Here is a 15,637-nt window from a genome sequence, read left to right as displayed (position 1 = left end):
ACTTAGTATCTACATTTTAGGAGTCCGCCATGCGCAGTCAGGTCAAAAAATGGGGGAACAGCGCATCCGTTCGTATCCCCGCGAACGTCTTGTCGGCGGCGGCCATGCGGATCGACCAGGATGTGGAGATCCGTGAAGAGGAAGGCCGCATCGTGATCGAAGCGATTGCCGGTCCGCGTTATGACCTCGACACGCTCCTAGCTCGCATAACGCCAGAGAACATGCCCGACGACATCGACTTCGGCACGCCGGTTGGCGGAGAAGTCTGGTAGTGGCAGGTTATGTCCCCGATGTCGGCGATATCGTATGGCTGCATTTCGATCCGCAGGCAGGGCATGAACAGGCGGGACATCGTCCGGCGCTGGTGCTGTCTCCCGCCCGCTATAACGGCCTGCGCGGCATGATGATCTGCTGCCCGATGACATCGCGCATCAAAGGCTATCCCTTCGAAGTCGTCGAAAGCACAACGCCGCCGAGCGCCGTACTGGCCGATCAGGTCAAAAGCCTCGACTGGCGCGCGCGCCGTGCCGAGAAAAAGGGGCGGGTTTCCGCCGCTACTCTTGCCGAGGTGCAAGCCAAGATAAAGGCACTACTCAGCCTTTAACCCGCCTGCCCCAAAACACTCCGCTTCCGCCCATACGCAAAATACAGCGCCAGCCCGATCACGTTCCATATCGCGCACGCCACCAGCGTCTTGGTCGGCAGGCTGGTGAATAGATACAGGCACCCCAATATCGCCCCCGGCCCGACCAGCCACGCCAGCGGCACCCGGAACGGGCGGCGTTGATCGGGCGCGCGGCGGCGCATCACCAGCATACAGGTGCCGACGGCAGCGAACGCAATCAGCGTCCCGGCATTGGCCAGCGCCGCGATCTCGTCGATGGGCAGCAACCCGGCCAGCACCGCCACCAGCACGGCGGTCAATATCGTGATCCGCACCGGCGTCCCGCGCTTCGATATCCGTGCGAGACTGACGGGCAGAAACCCGTCCCGCGCCATCACCAGAAAGATGCGCGACTGGCCATAGAGGAACCCCAGCAACACCGTCGGCAACGCAATGACGGCAGCAATCGCCACGATCCGCGCCACCTGCCCCTGCCCCAGTTCGCGCAGGATCAGCGCCAGCGGCTCCGGGCTGTCGGCAAAGCGCGTGAACGGCAACGCCCCCACCGCCGCCGCCGCGACGAAGATATAGATCAGCGTACAGGCAATCATCGACCCGACGATCCCGATGGCCAGATCGCGCTCCGGCTTCTTCGTTTCCTCCGCTGCCGTCGAAATCGCGTCGAAGCCATAAAAGGCGAAGAAGATGATCGCCGCCGCCGCCATCACCCCGCGCTCGACGCCGTCCGGCCCCATATGCTTGGCAAAGCCATAGGGCATGAACGGATGCAGATTGGCGGCATCGAACACCGGCAATGTGTAGAACACGAACAGGCTGAGCGTCGCGATCTTGATGACGACCAATATCGTGTTCAGCCGCGCGCTCTCATGCGTGCCGATGCTGAGCAACAGCGCCACCACGCCGATGATGAAGATCGCAGGCAGGTTGACAATCCCGCCCAGCGCCGGACTAGCCGTCAGCGCCGCCGGGAACCCCACCGATGTCAGCAACGGCGTCGCATAGCCTGACCAGCCCACCGCCACAGTCGACACCACCAGCGAATATTCCAGGATCAGGCACCACCCCACGATCCACGCCACCAGCTCGCCCAGCACGGCATAGCTATAGGTATAGGCGCTGCCCGCCGCGGGCATCATCGTCGCCATTTCAGCATAGGCCAGCGCCGCGCACGCACAGATCGCCCCGGCAATCGCGAACGACAGCAGCACCGACGGCCCTGCGCGATCCACGCCCACGCCGATCAGCGTCAATATCCCCGTGCCGACAATCGCGCCGATCCCCAGCGCCAGCAGATGCGGCCACGACAAAGTCGGCACCAGCCGGTGCCCGTCTTCCTTGGCGACGAGCGTATCCAGCGGCTTGCGCCTGTTCCATGCGGCCATCGTTCACCCTTTGCGTAACGTCTTCTTTATGCCCGGCACGATAGCGCGCGATAACGGATTGGGCGAGAGCCAAGCCCAACAGTTTCCCCCCTCGCCCTATCCCGTCACCCCTGCGAAAGCAGGGGTCCCGCTTCCCCTTCTGCGCCATAGCTAACAGAAGCGGGGTGCCTGCTTTCGCACGCATGACGCAAGAGAGCGGCGCGGGGACCAGGCCATCAGCCCTTCACATCCACCCCCACCGCCACCACATTGCACCTGTCAGCCCATGTCGCTAAGGCGCAGGGCTTCCCCGAACCCCCGTGAGTCCTCCCTCGTTTATGCTCAGTCTTGAAGAAGCCCAGAAGCGCGCGGAAAATCTGGTCGATGCCGCCCGCAAGGCCGGCGCCGATGCCGCCGACGCGATCTATGTCTGCAACGCCAGCACCAATGTCTCGGTGCGACTGGGTGCGCTGGAGGATGTCGAGCGGTCCGAAGGGGAAGAGATCGGCCTGCGCGTGTTCCTGGGTCAGCGGTCCGCGACAGTGTCCGCGTCGGACATGAATCCCGCCAGCCTCGATACGCTGGTCGAACGCTGCATCGCGATGGCGGGGCAAGCGCCGGAAGACGCCTATGCCGGACTCGCCCCCGAAGACCGCCTGCTCCGCAAAAAGCCCACTGCGCTCGATTTGTGCGACAAGGGCGAGCCGGATCCCGCCACCCTCAAACTCCGCGCAATGGAAGCGGAAGATTCCGCCCGCGCCGTCCCCGGCATCACCAACAGCGAAGGCGGCGGCGCATCGTCGGGCCGCAGCCAGATCGCGCTCGCGACCAGCCACGGCTTTTCGGGCAGCTATGGCGCGACCAGCCATTCCACTTATGCCAGCGTCCTCGCGGGCGAAGGCGCAGGGATGCAGCGCGACTATGCCAGCCACACCGTCCGCCATCTCGACGACCTCGACGATGCCGAGGCCATCGGCAACAAGGCCGGGCAACGCGCCGTCGCCCGCCTCAATCCGATCAAGGTCGAAAGCGGGCAGATGCCCGTCATCTTCGATCCGCGCGTCGGCTCCAGCCTGATCGGCCATCTCGTCGGCGCCATCGTCGGCCCGTCGATTGCCCGCCGCTCCAGTTTCCTGCTCGAACGTCTGGGCGAAGCGATCTTCGATTCCAACGTTACCATCGTCGACGATCCGCTGCGCCCACGCGGCCTGCGCTCTCGCCCCTTCGATGGCGAAGGCTTGCCGACTCAGCGCCGCGCGCTGATCGACGCAGGCGTGCTGACCGGCTGGCTGCTCGACAGCGCATCGGCGCGGCAACTCGGCCTCGACCCCACCGGCCACGCCAGTCGCGGCACTGGCGGCGCGCCGGGCGCAGGACCGAGCAATCTCCACATGGAACCGGGCGATGCTACCCCCGGCGAGCTGATGGCGGACGTGAAGCGCGGCCTCTATATCACCGAACTGATCGGCATGGGCGTCAACGGCGTGACCGGCGATTACAGTCGCGGCGCATCGGGCTTCCTCATCGAAAACGGGGCAGTGGTTCAGGCAGTTGCGGAAATCACCATTGCCGGTAACCTGATCGACATGTTCCGCACGCTTGTCCCCGCCAACGACCTGCATTTCCGCTATGCCACCAATGTGCCTACGATCCGCGTCGACGGGATGATGGTGGCGGGCGGCTGAGAACGGGATGCACGACAAGCTCTTTCGACAGACGATAGACGCGGTCACGGAGGCCGCCGATCACGCGCTGACCCTGTGGGCAGGCGGCAAGACATTGGTGCAGCGCTGGGAAAAGACCCCCGGCGAAATCGTGTGCGATGCGGACATGGATGTGAACGCGATGCTGAAAAGCGCGCTGTTCGACCTTGCGCCCGACGCCGGCTGGCTCTCGGAAGAAACTGCCGACAGCGCCCATCGCCTCGGTACCGACCGGGTCTGGGTGGTCGATCCCATCGACGGCACCCGCGATTATCTGCGCGGACGTCCCGGCTGGGCCGTATCCGTCGCGTTGATCGAAGCGGGCCTCCCGCGCTTCGGCATATTGGCCGCCCCCGCGCGCAACGAATTATGGATCGCGCAGGCCGGGAGAGGCGCCACCCGCAATGGCAAAATGCTGATGGCCAGCACCCGCGACACGCTCCCCGGCGCGCGCGTCCCCGCCGATACCTTGCCAAAGGCCGACCGCGACCTGACCACCGTGGTCAAACCCAACAGCATCGCGCTGCGCATGGCGATGGTCGCGGCCGACGAAGCCGACCTCCTCGCCACCATACGCTGGGGCAATGAATGGGACATCGCCGCCGCCGCCCTGATCGCACAGGAAGCCGGCGCAGCCGTCAGCGACGCACTCGGCCGCCCCCTGGGCTTCAACCGCGCCAACCCCACCGCCTTCGGCATATTATGCTGCGCGCCGGGAATACATGGGGCGGCAGTGGAAAGGCTGGAACCGAGGGCAAGAGAGATATTGGGGCGGGAGTAGGCAAACCAAATCTCCCTCTCGCCTTCAGGGGAGAGGGCCGGGGAGATTGGGCCGCAAGAAAGCCCTCTCCCCTAAAGGGGAGAGGGAGTCTTCACCGCTCCCTAGTCCATAACCCTTCCCTACCCACACCCGCAGGCCACTTCCGCGCCCGCCCGCGCGCCTGCAGCGCCGCCTTCGCCACCCAGCCGACCTTCGCCGCCTTGGTCGTAAACACCCGCTCGCTCAGCGCGCGTTCCCCGCGCAGCGCCACTTCCCGCGCGATGTCGCCATAGATCCCCGCTGCCGACAGCACCGCCCAGGCACTGCGGTAACCCAGCGCGCCCGTGCCATGCCGCGCGCTCGCCTCATAGGCCGCGGCCTTCACCGCCAACCGATTCTGCAACGCCGCCAGCTTCGCGCGATCCGCCATCAAGGCACCCGGCGCGATGCCCGCTTCCGCCAGCCACTCCTGCGGCAGATAACAGCGCCCGGCCCCCGCATCCTCCGCCACATCGCGCGCGATATTGGCAAGCTGGAACGCCAACCCCAGATCGCACGCCCGGTCCAGCGTCGCATCGTCGGCCGGATCGACGCCCATCACCACCGCCATCATCAGGCCCACCGCACCCGCGACATGATAGCAATATTGGAGCATGTCGTTCTCGGTCTGCGGTCGCCACTCCGCCGCGTCCAGCGCGAAACCGTCGATCAGGTCATAGGCAAAGCGATGCGGGATGCGGCATTCCGCCACCACCACGCCCAGTCCGTCGAACGCCGGATCACCCGTCGCTTCGCCGCGCAACGCTGCATCGGTCAAAGTGCGGATCGTCGCCAGCCGCGTCTGCGCATCCTCGACCGACGACATCGTCCCGCCATGATCCTGCCCGTCGGCAAGGTCATCGCACTTGCGGCACCACGCATAGAGCAACCACGCTCGCTCCCGCGTCTCCGGCGCGAACAGCTTGGACGCTAGCGCAAAGGATTTGGAACCCCGCGCGATGCTCTGGGCAGCATGGGCGACGAGCATTCCCCTCCCGCTTGCGGGAGGGGTCAGGGGAGGGACTGTAAGGGCCATAGCGAGCACATGCCCTCCCCCAGCCCCTCCCGCAAGCGGGAGGGGAGATTAGAGTTGCGCTGCCTTCATCCGAAAGATCGTCTCATGCGGCTGATACGCCGCCATCGCGTCCAGCAATTCGCCGATCGTTTCGCCATGCACGATGATCCCGGCATGGGCGGGACGGATGAAGCCCACGTCGATCATATGCCGGTTGAACGCGATCAGATGGTCGTAAAATCCCGCCGCGTTGAGCAAGCCCACCGGCTTTTCATGATAGCCAAGCTGCGCCCAGCTTACCGCTTCCCACAATTCGTCCATCGTGCCGACGCCGCCGGGTATAGTCACGAACCCGTCCGACAGGTCGGTGAACAACGCCTTGCGCTCATGCATGTTGGCGACGACGCGCAGATCGGTGCAGCCCAGATGCGCGACTTCCGCGCCAACCAGCGCCTCCGGGATCACCCCGATCACTTCGCCGCCCGCCTCCAGCGCCGCGTCGGCAACAGCGCCCATCAGGCCGAGCCGCCCGCCGCCATAGACGACACCAATTCCGCGCTCCGCCAATGTCCGCCCGACATGGCGCGCCGTTTCGATATAGACGGGGTCCGAAGGGGTGGCAGAACCGCAATAGACGGCAAGGCGTTTCATGGTCACTTAAGCCCCTCCCTTGAAAGGGAGGGGAGTATCTTGCTCCCCATCACAGCAAATCCTCGATCATCAACGCCGCCGTCGCCTTCGCACTCCCGACCACTCCCGGAATCCCCGCACCCGGATGCGTCCCCGCACCCACCAGATACAGGTTGGGGATCACATCGTCGCGATTATGCGCGCGGAACCAGGCACTCTGCGTCAGCAGCGGTTCCAGACTGAACGCACTCCCCAGATGCGCGTTCAAATCGCGCCCGAAATCGTTCGGTGCATAATGGAACTGCGTCACGATCCGCGAACGAATATCCGGGATCAGCCGCTTCTCGATCTCGCCCAATATGCGGTCGGCGTAGATCGGCCCCATCTTGTCCCAATCGATGGGCAGCTTGCCCATGTGCGGCACCGGCGACAGCGCATAGAAGCTGGAGCAGCCTTCGGGTGCCATCGACGGATCGGTGACGGTCGGATGATGCAGATAGAGCGAGAAATCCTGCGCCAGCACGCCATGCTGATAAATGTCGGTGAGCAACCCTTCATAGCGCGGCCCGAACAGGATCATGTGGTGCGGAATGCCCGGCCATGTCCCCTTGATCCCGAAATGCACGACGAACAGCCCCGGCGACCATTTCTTCCGCTCCAGCTTTTCGCCTTGCTTCTTGCCGCGCGGATGATTGCTCAGCAGATCGCGATAGCTGTGCATCAGGTCCGCATTGCTCGCCACGGCATCGGCCTCGCCGCGCCAGCCGCTCGCTGTGCGCACCGCCGTCGCCTTGTCGCCCACCGTTTCGATCTCGACCACCGGATCGCCGACACGCATCGTGCCGCCGATCCGCTCGAAATGTGTCGCCATGCCCGCGACCAGCCGGTTGGTCCCGCCCTTGGCGAACCAGACGCCGCCGTCCTTCTCCAGCTTGTGGATCAGTGCATAGATCGCGCTGGTGTTCATCGGATTGCCGCCGACCAGCAGCGTGTGGAACGACAGCGCCTCACGCAGCTTCTCGTTCTTCACAAAACTCGACACCATCGAATAGACCGACCGCCACGCCTGATATTTCGCCAGCGCCGGCGCTGCCTTTATCATCGAAGCGAAGTCGAGAAACGCCACCGACCCCAGCTTCTCATAGCCTTCGTGAAACACGCCCGCGGCATAGTCCAGAAAGCGTTCGTACCCGGCCACATCCTCCGGGTTCAGCTTGCCGATTTCCTTACGCAGCGACACTTCGTCATTGGAATAATCGAAATTGGTGCCATCGGGCCAGTTGAGCCGATAGAAAGGCATGACCGGCATCAGCGTCACGTCCGCCGCCATGTCATGCCCCGACAGCCGCCACAGTTCAGCCAGGCAGTTGGGATCGGTAATCACGGTCGGCCCCGCGTCGAAGGTGAAGCCGTCCTTCTCCCAATAATAAGCGCGGCCGCCCGGACGGTCGCGGCCTTCGATCAGCACGGTCTGAATACCCGCCGATTGCAAGCGAATGGCCAGAGCCAGCCCGCCAAAACCGGCGCCGATCACGATAGCTTTTCTGTCCATTACGATCCCCGGTTCAATAGCGTCTTTATGGCACTGCTTATGGGGACCGGCGGACGCCCGCACAAGATGCGGCCCTTGTCGTAAAGGGTCGACCGCCCCGCATAAAAGCGCTGGATCAGCGCAGGCGACAGGCCATAGAAACGCTGGAAAACCTTGTATTGCAAACCGGGTTTGGCGGCGAAGAACAAAAGACTGCCCAGCATCCGGTAATAGCCTGCCCCCGCCCAATGCGCCTTTGCCCAGCGGCGGCTTTCTGCCGCAAGGCTCGTGCCGTCCAAGGGCCAGCGATCCGCAACATGCAGCGCGAACGCTACGGCATCGGGCAGCGAATATCCGGTCAGCGGATGGAAAATCCCGCCGCGCACCCCCGCGCGCGCCACCGGATCGCGCTCCGGCCACAGCGCGTCGAAGTCGCCGTCATGCACCACCGGCAGCACGCCGGTCTCCTCATGCGTCACCGCTTCGACTGTCCAGCCCTGCGCTGTGGCATAGTCCGCGATGCGCGCGCGGATCGCGTCAGCGGGCAAATCCGGCCCGTCGCTATAATATGTGTCTTCGACAAATATTTCCGTTTCACCGGTCGGCAGCAGGTAGACGAAGCGATATCCGTCGATCTGTTCGACCGTGGTGTCCATGACGACGGGCCGTGTCAGCCCATGCGGCGCGGACAGACGCAGCGACTGGCCGACGAATTTCTGCCACCCGCATTTCAGCACCGACAGGTCGCCGCCGCCGCGCGCGTCGATCACGCTCGCGGTCGCGATGTCCCGCCCGTCCTCCAGCGTCACCGAATCGGGCGACAGGTGCGCGGCGGCCCCCTGCACGATCCGGTCGCCCAGCACGGCGCGCAGATGCGCGTCGAACTTGCCCGACGTTATGCTGTTATAGGGGGTAGAGAGCGTCCGCCGGTATTTGGGGAAGCGCACATCATACCCCCCCGGCCAGCGATGCGCGATCATCGGATCGATCAGCCAGCGGTCGGCATCCGGCACGTCTCCGTCGAAAAACGACCAGACATGATTGCCGCCCACGGTCCGCTCGCGCTCCAACAGCAGGATGCGCGCATCGGGATGCTTGTTCAGCACCGCCAGCGCAATCAGCCCTCCAGCCAGACCGCCGCCAACGATCGCCAGATCGCAGGACAAGCTGTTGGAGGGCGGCTGCGAGGACATGACACAGCCCTAGCGGGAGACGCAGGGCGGGGGAAGGGCCGGGAAGCGCGGCAGTGAAAATGCCGCCTTTTGCAAAGCGCCAATATAGTATAGGGGGGTATCCTATGGGACATCATGTAGTCGATCGCGATAAGCTGCTGGGGCGCATTCGCCGCATTGCCGGACAAATTGCCGCCGTTGAGAGACAATTGCTGGACGACGCCGATTGCTCGGCGACTCTGCAACTGGTCGCATCGGTGCGCGGAGCCGTTGGCGGGTTGATGGAGGAACTCATCGAAAGCCACGTTAGAGAGCATGTCGCGCAACCGGGCCTGTCCGATACAGCCCGTGCCGCTGCGGCTGAAGAACTGCTTGCCATCATCCGCCGCTACGGGAAGTGACATGACCGCCCATTCGCATAGCCATCCCGAAAAGCCCGGTCGCCTTCACGACGAAGACGAACATTATTTCGACCATATCTATCTGGCGGCGGGGCATGACAAAAATGCCCAGCGCACCCTCTGGGTCGTCTGGCTGACTGCCGTCACCATGGTGGTGGAGATTGCCGCCGGCTGGTTCACCGGATCGATGGCCTTGCTGGCGGACGGTTTCCACATGGCAACCCATGCTGGTGCGCTCGGCGTCGCGGCGCTCGCCTATCGCTACGCAAAGACCCACGCCCGCAACCCCCGCTTCACCTTCGGCACGGGCAAGGTCGGCGATCTCGCGGGATTTGCCTCCGCACTGTTCCTTGGCCTCGTCTCGCTCGGTATCGCGGTCGAATCGGCGATGCGCCTGTTTCAGCCGATCCATGTCGACTTCGGGCAGGCAACATTGGTCGCCTGCTTCGGCCTGCTCATCAACATCGTCAGCGCCTTCATGCTGGCGGAGGATCACAGCCATCACGGGCACAGCCACGGCCATAGCCATGCACATACGCATGACGACCATGGCCACGACGATCACGATCACGACCACCCCGTCGAAACCCGCAAGCATCGCGACAACAATCTGCGCGCTGCCTATGTCCACGTCCTTGCCGACGCGCTGACATCGGTGCTGGCCATCGTCGCGCTGCTCGCGGGGCGCTATCTGGGCTGGCTGTGGCTCGATCCCGTGATCGGCATCATGGGCGCTATCGTCATCGCGAAATGGGCGTGGGCTCTGATGGGCGACACCGCCTCGATCCTGCTCGACACCGCCGAACCGCAGCTCATGGATCGCATCCGCACGCTGGTCGAGACACAAGGCGCGACGCTGGGCGACCTCCACGTCTGGCGCATCGGCCCCCACGCCCACGCCGCGATCATCAGCCTCACCACCCCCACCGACACAAACGCCCTCCGCGCCAAGGCTTTGGCGCTACCGGGCATGGAGCATGTCACGGTGGAGTGTTTGGGTAACTAGTTTCTCCCTCTCCCCTTCAGGGGTCGATGGGAGGCACGTGACTCCCATCGAGGTCGGGGAGAGGAGGCTGTCCGGGGCATCCATACTCCAAGCCGGGCACGTTGCACTCCCCTCTCCCTAACCCTCTCCCCTGAAGGGGAGAGGGAATCCCGTTACCCCCAAGTTTCCCCGCGTGACGCATCGCCCGCAACGCGCTATATCGCACTGCAATATGAGCGTCGCCGTCCCCATAGTCCTCTCCGCATTGGCGATGAGTGCCATCGTCGCGGTCCGCTATATGCTGGCCAGCGCAGGCTTCGCGTTCGCCACCCGGTTGAAACATCGTGATCTGTACGCTGGCCTGGATCCGCAGATACGCCGCGAAATCGGCTGGTCGCTGGTCTCGGCGCTGATCTACGGCATACCGGCGGGCGTCGTCGCCTGGGGCTGGCAGGAACGCGGCTGGACACAGATTTACACCGATGTTCACGCGTATCCGCTCTGGTATGTCCCGGTCTCGATCCTCGCCTATCTCTTCGCGCACGACACATGGTTCTACTGGTCGCACCGCTGGATGCACTGGCCGCGCATATTCCGCGCCGCGCACGCCGTCCATCACGCCAGCCGCCCGCCAACCGCATGGGCTGCGATGAGCTTCCACCCATGGGAGGCACTGACCGGCGCCATCGTCATCCCCGCGCTCGTTTTCCTCATTCCCATTCATGTCGGGGCATTGGCAGCGGTGCTAAGCATCATGACGATCATGGGTGTCAGCAATCATATGGGGTGGGAGATGTTTCCGCGCTGGATGGTGCGCGGCGGCGTGGGCCACTGGCTCATCACCGCCACCCATCATCAGCGGCACCACGATCAGTATAACTGTAATTACGGCCTCTACTTCCGGTTCTGGGACCGGCTCTGCGGTACGGATAAAGGCCTAGGCGACTTCAACAAAAACGCTCACTTCAATAAAAATGCGGCGGTGTAAAACCCTATGACTTCCTTGCAGAAAATCGGACAACTGGCGGCACTGACTGCACTGTGGACGATGTCGGGCGCAGCCGCCTCGATCGCGACGCCGCAGAATCTCTCGGTCGATGTGGAGGCGCTGCGGTCGGCCAAGGGCTCGATCATCGTCTGCCTCACCCGCCTGCCCGATCATTTCCCCGATTGCACCGGCGATCCGGACCGGCGGCACTATATCGTCCCCGTGGCGCAGGCGCGCGCGGGCGGCATCGCCATTCCCGATCTGCCGCCCGGCGGCTATGCGCTCGCGCTGATCCACGATGAAAACAACAATCGCAAGCTGGATACCTTCGCCGGTATCCCGCGCGAAGGCGTGGCATTCAGCCGCAATCCGCCGATCCGCTTCGGCGCCCCCAGCTTCAATTCCGCGCGCTTCACCATCGCGGGCGCGCCGGTGGAGCAGGACGTGAAGATGAAATATTTCCTCTGATCTGCCACTGGTCGGGCACTGTCACTTTTGGGCAACGCATTGATACAATAGACTTGCGGCGCATCTGAAACGGGAACTGTTGGCTGGCGCGATACATTCTCGCGCCAACACACCTTTTCAGGGATTTCCCGTTTCATGCCCGTTTCGCGCCTTTCGGCCTTCGTTGCCGCTGCCTTTCTGTCGACCGTCGCAACCCCCGTTCTGGCGCAACAGGCGGAGGAAAATCACAGCACGCTCACCATCGGCGGCGGCGCGGCCATGATCCCCAGCTATGAAGGGTCGGACGATTATATCGTCACCCCTGTCGTGCAGGTGGTCGGCAAGGTGCATGACTTCGCCTTCTGGTCGCGCGCGACGACGCTGTATGTCGATGCCATTCCCAACACCGATCCCAATGGTCTGGACTTCGAACTCGGCCCGGTCGTCAATTTCAACCGCAACCGCGTCAGCCGGATCAAGGACGATCAGGTCCGCGCACTGGGCAAGCTCGACACCGCCATCGAACTGGGCGGCTTCGTCGGCATCGCGAAGACCGGCATCATCACCAGCGATTACGACAGCCTCACTTTCAACGTCGCGTACATGACGGATGTGAACAAGGCGCATGGCAGCTATGTCATCACCCCGCGCCTCGAATATTTCACGCCGCTGTCGGTCAAATCCTTCGTCGGCCTGTCCGCCTCGGCGGATTATGTCGGCAAAGGCTATGGCCGCTATTATTATGACGTGACGCCCACCGGCAGCATCGCCAGCGGCTTGCCCGCTTATGCCGGGGCCAGCGACGATTCAGGGTTCAAGAGCGCCACCTTCAACCTCACCGGCGGATACTCGCTGTCCGGCGATCTGCGGCGCGGCTGGGCGATCTTCGCGCTCGGTGCCTATTCCAAGCTGCTGGGCGACTACAAGCGCTCGCCCATCGTAGCCGTAGCGGGCAGCAGCAACCAATGGACCGCCGCAATCGGCATCGGTTACACCTTCTGACCCGATCCTAGCCGTGCCCGCTTCCAACGCCCGCGCAATATCCGCGCGGCGATCAGGAACGGGATCGACAGCACCACCGGCACCAGCCCCAGCACGCGCGGCGACCATCCGCCCACGTCATGCACCCCCGCCAGCGGCAACAGCATCGTGCCGATCCCCACCGCGAGCAGGATCATGCCCGCGCGCCGGGGCCGCACTGCCACCATCCGCATGTCGTGCCGCCATGCCTTGCGGCCTGCCTTCGTCGTAAGATCGGGTGTTTCCATCGCGATACGCTTATTGCCGCTGGACCTTCGCGGCAATGCCCCTTATCCTCCTGCCATTCCCCGGGGAGCCATGAGGCTGAGAGGTGCGGTGCAAGTCCGTACGACCCGCTGAACCTGATCCAGTTGACACTGGCGTAGGGAGGGCATGGCGTTTCCATCAATCGGAACCCGCACTCTCCCCCGCCAACAGGAGAGCATGACGATGGCCGATGTCCCCACGAAGACCGAAATAGGCGTCACCACCGGCCCCATTCGCGGCAGCAAGAAGATCCACGTCGTCGCGCCCAGCGTACAGGCCGGGGAAATCCGCGTCGCCATGCGCGAAATCCACCTCGAACCCTCCTGCGGCGAACCGCCCTTGCGCGTCTACGATACCTCCGGCGCCTATACCGATCCCAAGGCGCTGATCGACATCCGCGCGGGCCTCGCCCAGCTCCGTCGCGACTGGATCGTCGGGCGCGGCGATGTCGAGGAATATGACGGTCGCAGCCTCAAGCCTGAAGACAATGGCCAGCTCGGCCCGGATCGCTCCGGCGGCGTCGCCCCCTTCCCCCATGTCGTACAGCGCCCCCTCCGCGCAAAAGCTGGCATGAACGTCAGCCAGATGCACTATGCCCGCCGCGGCATCATCACGCCCGAAATGGAATATGTCGCCGTCCGCGAAAATATGGGCCGCGCCGAACTGAAAGAGAAAGCCAAGCGCGACGGGCAGGATTGGGGCGCGTCCATCCCCGATTACGTCACGCCGGAGTTCGTCCGCGATGAAGTCGCCCGTGGCCGCGCGATCATCCCCAACAACATCAACCACCCCGAATCCGAACCGATGGCCATCGGCCGCAATTTCCTGGTGAAGATCAACGCCAATATCGGCAACAGCGCCGTCGCCTCCGACGTCGCCAACGAAGTCGACAAGATGGTCTGGTCGATCCGCTGGGGCGCGGACACCGTGATGGACTTGTCCACCGGCCGCAACATTCACGACACCCGCGAATGGATCATCCGCAATTCGCCCGTCCCCATCGGCACCGTCCCCATTTATCAGGCGCTGGAAAAGGTCGGCGGCATTGCCGAAGACCTGACCTGGGAAATCTTCCGCGATACCCTGATCGAGCAGGCAGAGCAGGGCGTCGATTACTTCACCATCCACGCGGGCGTGCGCCTCGCCTACATCCCGATGACTGCCAAGCGCGTCACCGGCATCGTCTCGCGCGGCGGGTCGATCATGGCGAAATGGTGCCTCAGCCACCACAAGGAAAGCTTCCTTTACGAGCATTTCGACGAGATCACCGAGATCTGCAAAGCCTATGACATCGCTTATTCGCTGGGCGACGGCCTGCGCCCCGGCTCCATCGCCGACGCCAATGACGAAGCGCAGTTCAGCGAACTCTATACGCTGGGCGAACTCACCAAGCGCGCCTGGGAACAGGATGTGCAGGTCATGATCGAAGGCCCCGGCCATGTGCCGATGCACAAGATCAAGGAGAATATGGACAAGCAGCTGGAGGCCTGCGGCGAAGCCCCCTTCTACACGCTGGGGCCGCTAACCACCGATATCGCGCCGGGATATGACCATATCACCAGCGGCATCGGCGCAGCGATGATCGGCTGGTACGGCACGGCGATGCTCTGCTACGTTACGCCCAAGGAGCATCTGGGCCTGCCCGACCGCGACGATGTGAAGGTCGGCGTAGTCACCTACAAACTCGCCGCCCACGCCGCCGATCTGGCCAAGGGCCACCCCGCGTCCAAGATGCGCGACGATGCCTTGAGCCGCGCCCGCTTCGAATTCCGCTGGCGCGACCAGTTCAACCTGTCGCTCGACCCCGACACCGCAGAGCAATATCACGACCAGACGTTGCCTGCAGAAGGTGCCAAAACCGCCCACTTCTGCAGCATGTGCGGCCCCAAATTCTGCTCGATGAAAATCACGCAGGAAGTGAGGGACTTCGCCGCAAAGCAGAACCAGGAAGCCGATGCCTTCATCGCCGCCACCGGCGACAAGGCCGACGCCGAAGCCGGCATGGCCGAAATGAGCGAAGTGTTTAAGGAAAAAGGCGGGGAGATTTATCTGCCGGCGGAGTGATCGAGCGTTCAACTACTTAGCGGGCTGTGATACCAAGGCATAATGTTAGCTACACTATTGCAAGCAGCTTTTGCTTTTGTTCTGACCGGTGTAATCGGTGGACGCATCGCGCATGTCTGGCAAGCCCGGGCTGCGCGAGAAGCGCGCTTTTTTGACGCATCGAAAGATATGTACAATCAGATGGTCGGAGCGGCAGACGACCTGTCAGCTCTGATCGGAAAAAGGCTCTACTCGAGTCAGCGTGTGTGTTTAGTAAAAAGGGGCACGCCCAGCTTTGACGAAGCAGTCTCTGGCTATCGTTCTATTATCATAGAATGGAATGAAAGATTACTTTCGCTTGAGCTAGCAGTACGTACCAAATTTCGGCACGCCTCCCTAAACCATTTTGAACATCTTCAAAAAGATTTGGTGAATGTGACTACCCACATTGACAATTATATTAAGGAATCACCCACACTATCTAATGCTGAAATGCTCAACCGCATAAGGTTAGTAAGAGCTAGGGTCAGGACCTGTTAAATTGCTTGCGCATTGGGTGATGGGTTGATTCAATAGCAGCGTTAGGAGGCGCTGCCGATGGATGTTCCGTTTCTGCTGAGTGAGGCGCAGATGCGCCGGATCGAGCCGTA

Annotated in this window: 17 protein-coding genes and 1 riboswitch; of the genes, 11 read left to right on the top strand and 6 right to left on the bottom strand. The window is 63.1% G+C overall.

Features of this window, described 5'->3' with window-relative positions; all coding sequences use genetic code 11:
• Positions 1 to 29: 29 nt before the first annotated feature.
• Positions 30 to 272: an AbrB/MazE/SpoVT family DNA-binding domain-containing protein gene (locus QMG56_RS03770; protein WP_281821258.1), complete on the top strand. Its 243-nt coding sequence runs from the start codon at positions 30 to 32 to the stop codon at positions 270 to 272.
• Positions 272 to 604: an endoribonuclease MazF gene (gene mazF / locus QMG56_RS03765; RefSeq protein ID WP_281821257.1), complete on the top strand. Its 333-nt coding sequence runs from the start codon at positions 272 to 274 to the stop codon at positions 602 to 604. Before QMG56_RS03770 ends, mazF begins: the two co-directional genes overlap by 1 nt.
• On the opposite strand, the gene QMG56_RS03760 is transcribed toward mazF, so the two are convergent.
• Positions 601 to 2,007, bottom strand: coding sequence for an amino acid permease (locus QMG56_RS03760; protein ID WP_281821256.1), 1,407 nt, complete (start codon positions 2,005 to 2,007; stop codon positions 601 to 603). The genes mazF and QMG56_RS03760 overlap by 4 nt on opposite strands.
• Before the next feature lie 317 nt (positions 2,008 to 2,324).
• On the opposite strand from QMG56_RS03760, the gene QMG56_RS03755 reads away from it, so the two are divergent.
• Positions 2,325 to 3,671 carry a TldD/PmbA family protein gene (locus QMG56_RS03755; protein ID WP_281821255.1) on the top strand — a complete coding sequence of 449 codons (1,347 nt, stop codon included), beginning with the start codon at positions 2,325 to 2,327 and terminating at the stop codon, positions 3,669 to 3,671.
• Positions 3,672 to 3,678: 7 nt separating this feature from the next.
• Positions 3,679 to 4,470 (top strand): 3'(2'),5'-bisphosphate nucleotidase CysQ, encoded by a 792-nt coding sequence (locus QMG56_RS03750; protein WP_281821254.1) that lies wholly within the window; start codon positions 3,679 to 3,681, stop codon positions 4,468 to 4,470.
• Between the two features lie 91 nt (positions 4,471 to 4,561).
• On the opposite strand, the gene QMG56_RS03745 is transcribed toward QMG56_RS03750, so the two are convergent.
• The 4 genes from QMG56_RS03745 to crtY all read right to left on the bottom strand — a co-directional run bounded on the left by QMG56_RS03745 (position 4,562) and on the right by crtY (position 8,857).
• A complete protein-coding gene (locus QMG56_RS03745) occupies positions 4,562 to 5,476 on the bottom strand; it encodes a phytoene/squalene synthase family protein (protein WP_281821457.1) in 915 nt (304 codons plus the stop codon).
• 96 nt (positions 5,477 to 5,572) lie between these two features.
• Complete coding sequence (locus QMG56_RS03740; protein ID WP_281821456.1) at positions 5,573 to 6,154, bottom strand: TIGR00730 family Rossman fold protein; 582 nt, start codon at positions 6,152 to 6,154, stop codon at positions 5,573 to 5,575.
• 49 nt (positions 6,155 to 6,203) lie between these two features.
• Entirely contained in the window at positions 6,204 to 7,685 is a 1,482-nt protein-coding gene (locus QMG56_RS03735) for a phytoene desaturase (protein WP_230186586.1), read from the bottom strand.
• Entirely contained in the window at positions 7,685 to 8,857 is a 1,173-nt protein-coding gene (crtY, locus tag QMG56_RS03730) for a lycopene beta-cyclase CrtY (RefSeq protein WP_281821253.1), read from the bottom strand. The genes QMG56_RS03735 and crtY overlap by 1 nt, the downstream gene beginning before the upstream one ends.
• Before the next feature lie 104 nt (positions 8,858 to 8,961).
• On the opposite strand from crtY, the gene QMG56_RS03725 reads away from it, so the two are divergent.
• From QMG56_RS03725 to QMG56_RS03705, 5 genes are all read left to right on the top strand, one after another.
• Complete coding sequence (locus tag QMG56_RS03725; protein ID WP_230186584.1) at positions 8,962 to 9,237, top strand: metal/formaldehyde-sensitive transcriptional repressor; 276 nt, start codon at positions 8,962 to 8,964, stop codon at positions 9,235 to 9,237.
• A gap of 1 nt (position 9,238) precedes the next feature.
• Positions 9,239 to 10,243 carry a CDF family Co(II)/Ni(II) efflux transporter DmeF gene (gene dmeF, locus QMG56_RS03720; protein WP_281821252.1) on the top strand — a complete coding sequence of 335 codons (1,005 nt, stop codon included), beginning with the start codon at positions 9,239 to 9,241 and terminating at the stop codon, positions 10,241 to 10,243.
• Positions 10,244 to 10,454: 211 nt separating this feature from the next.
• The gene (locus tag QMG56_RS03715; RefSeq protein ID WP_281821251.1) at positions 10,455 to 11,210 is read left to right on the top strand and encodes a sterol desaturase family protein; all 756 of its coding nucleotides are present in this window, start codon (positions 10,455 to 10,457) and stop codon (positions 11,208 to 11,210) included.
• A gap of 6 nt (positions 11,211 to 11,216) precedes the next feature.
• Positions 11,217 to 11,678: a DUF2141 domain-containing protein gene (locus QMG56_RS03710; RefSeq protein WP_375713637.1), complete on the top strand. Its 462-nt coding sequence runs from the start codon at positions 11,217 to 11,219 to the stop codon at positions 11,676 to 11,678.
• 135 nt (positions 11,679 to 11,813) lie between these two features.
• Positions 11,814 to 12,659, top strand: coding sequence for a MipA/OmpV family protein (locus QMG56_RS03705; protein ID WP_281821250.1), 846 nt, complete (start codon positions 11,814 to 11,816; stop codon positions 12,657 to 12,659).
• On the opposite strand, the gene QMG56_RS03700 is transcribed toward QMG56_RS03705, so the two are convergent.
• Entirely contained in the window at positions 12,647 to 12,925 is a 279-nt protein-coding gene (locus tag QMG56_RS03700) for a hypothetical protein (RefSeq protein WP_281821249.1), read from the bottom strand. The two genes, QMG56_RS03705 and QMG56_RS03700, sit on opposite strands and share 13 nt — an antisense overlap.
• A 51-nt stretch (positions 12,926 to 12,976) precedes the next feature.
• A riboswitch (TPP riboswitch) is annotated at positions 12,977 to 13,083 on the top strand.
• 44 nt (positions 13,084 to 13,127) lie between these two features.
• On the opposite strand from QMG56_RS03700, the gene thiC reads away from it, so the two are divergent.
• Positions 13,128 to 15,008 (top strand): phosphomethylpyrimidine synthase ThiC, encoded by a 1,881-nt coding sequence (thiC, locus tag QMG56_RS03695; RefSeq protein ID WP_281821248.1) that lies wholly within the window; start codon positions 13,128 to 13,130, stop codon positions 15,006 to 15,008.
• 42 nt (positions 15,009 to 15,050) lie between these two features.
• Complete coding sequence (locus QMG56_RS03690; RefSeq protein ID WP_281821247.1) at positions 15,051 to 15,527, top strand: hypothetical protein; 477 nt, start codon at positions 15,051 to 15,053, stop codon at positions 15,525 to 15,527.
• Positions 15,528 to 15,637 lie beyond the last annotated feature (110 nt).

The organism is Sphingobium sp. BS19, from assembly GCF_027925545.1.
In the GTDB taxonomy this organism is placed as follows: Bacteria; Pseudomonadota; Alphaproteobacteria; order Sphingomonadales; family Sphingomonadaceae; genus Sphingobium.
The sequence above is the reverse complement of the archived record's forward strand: the minus strand, read 5'-3'. Positions and strand labels throughout refer to the sequence as shown.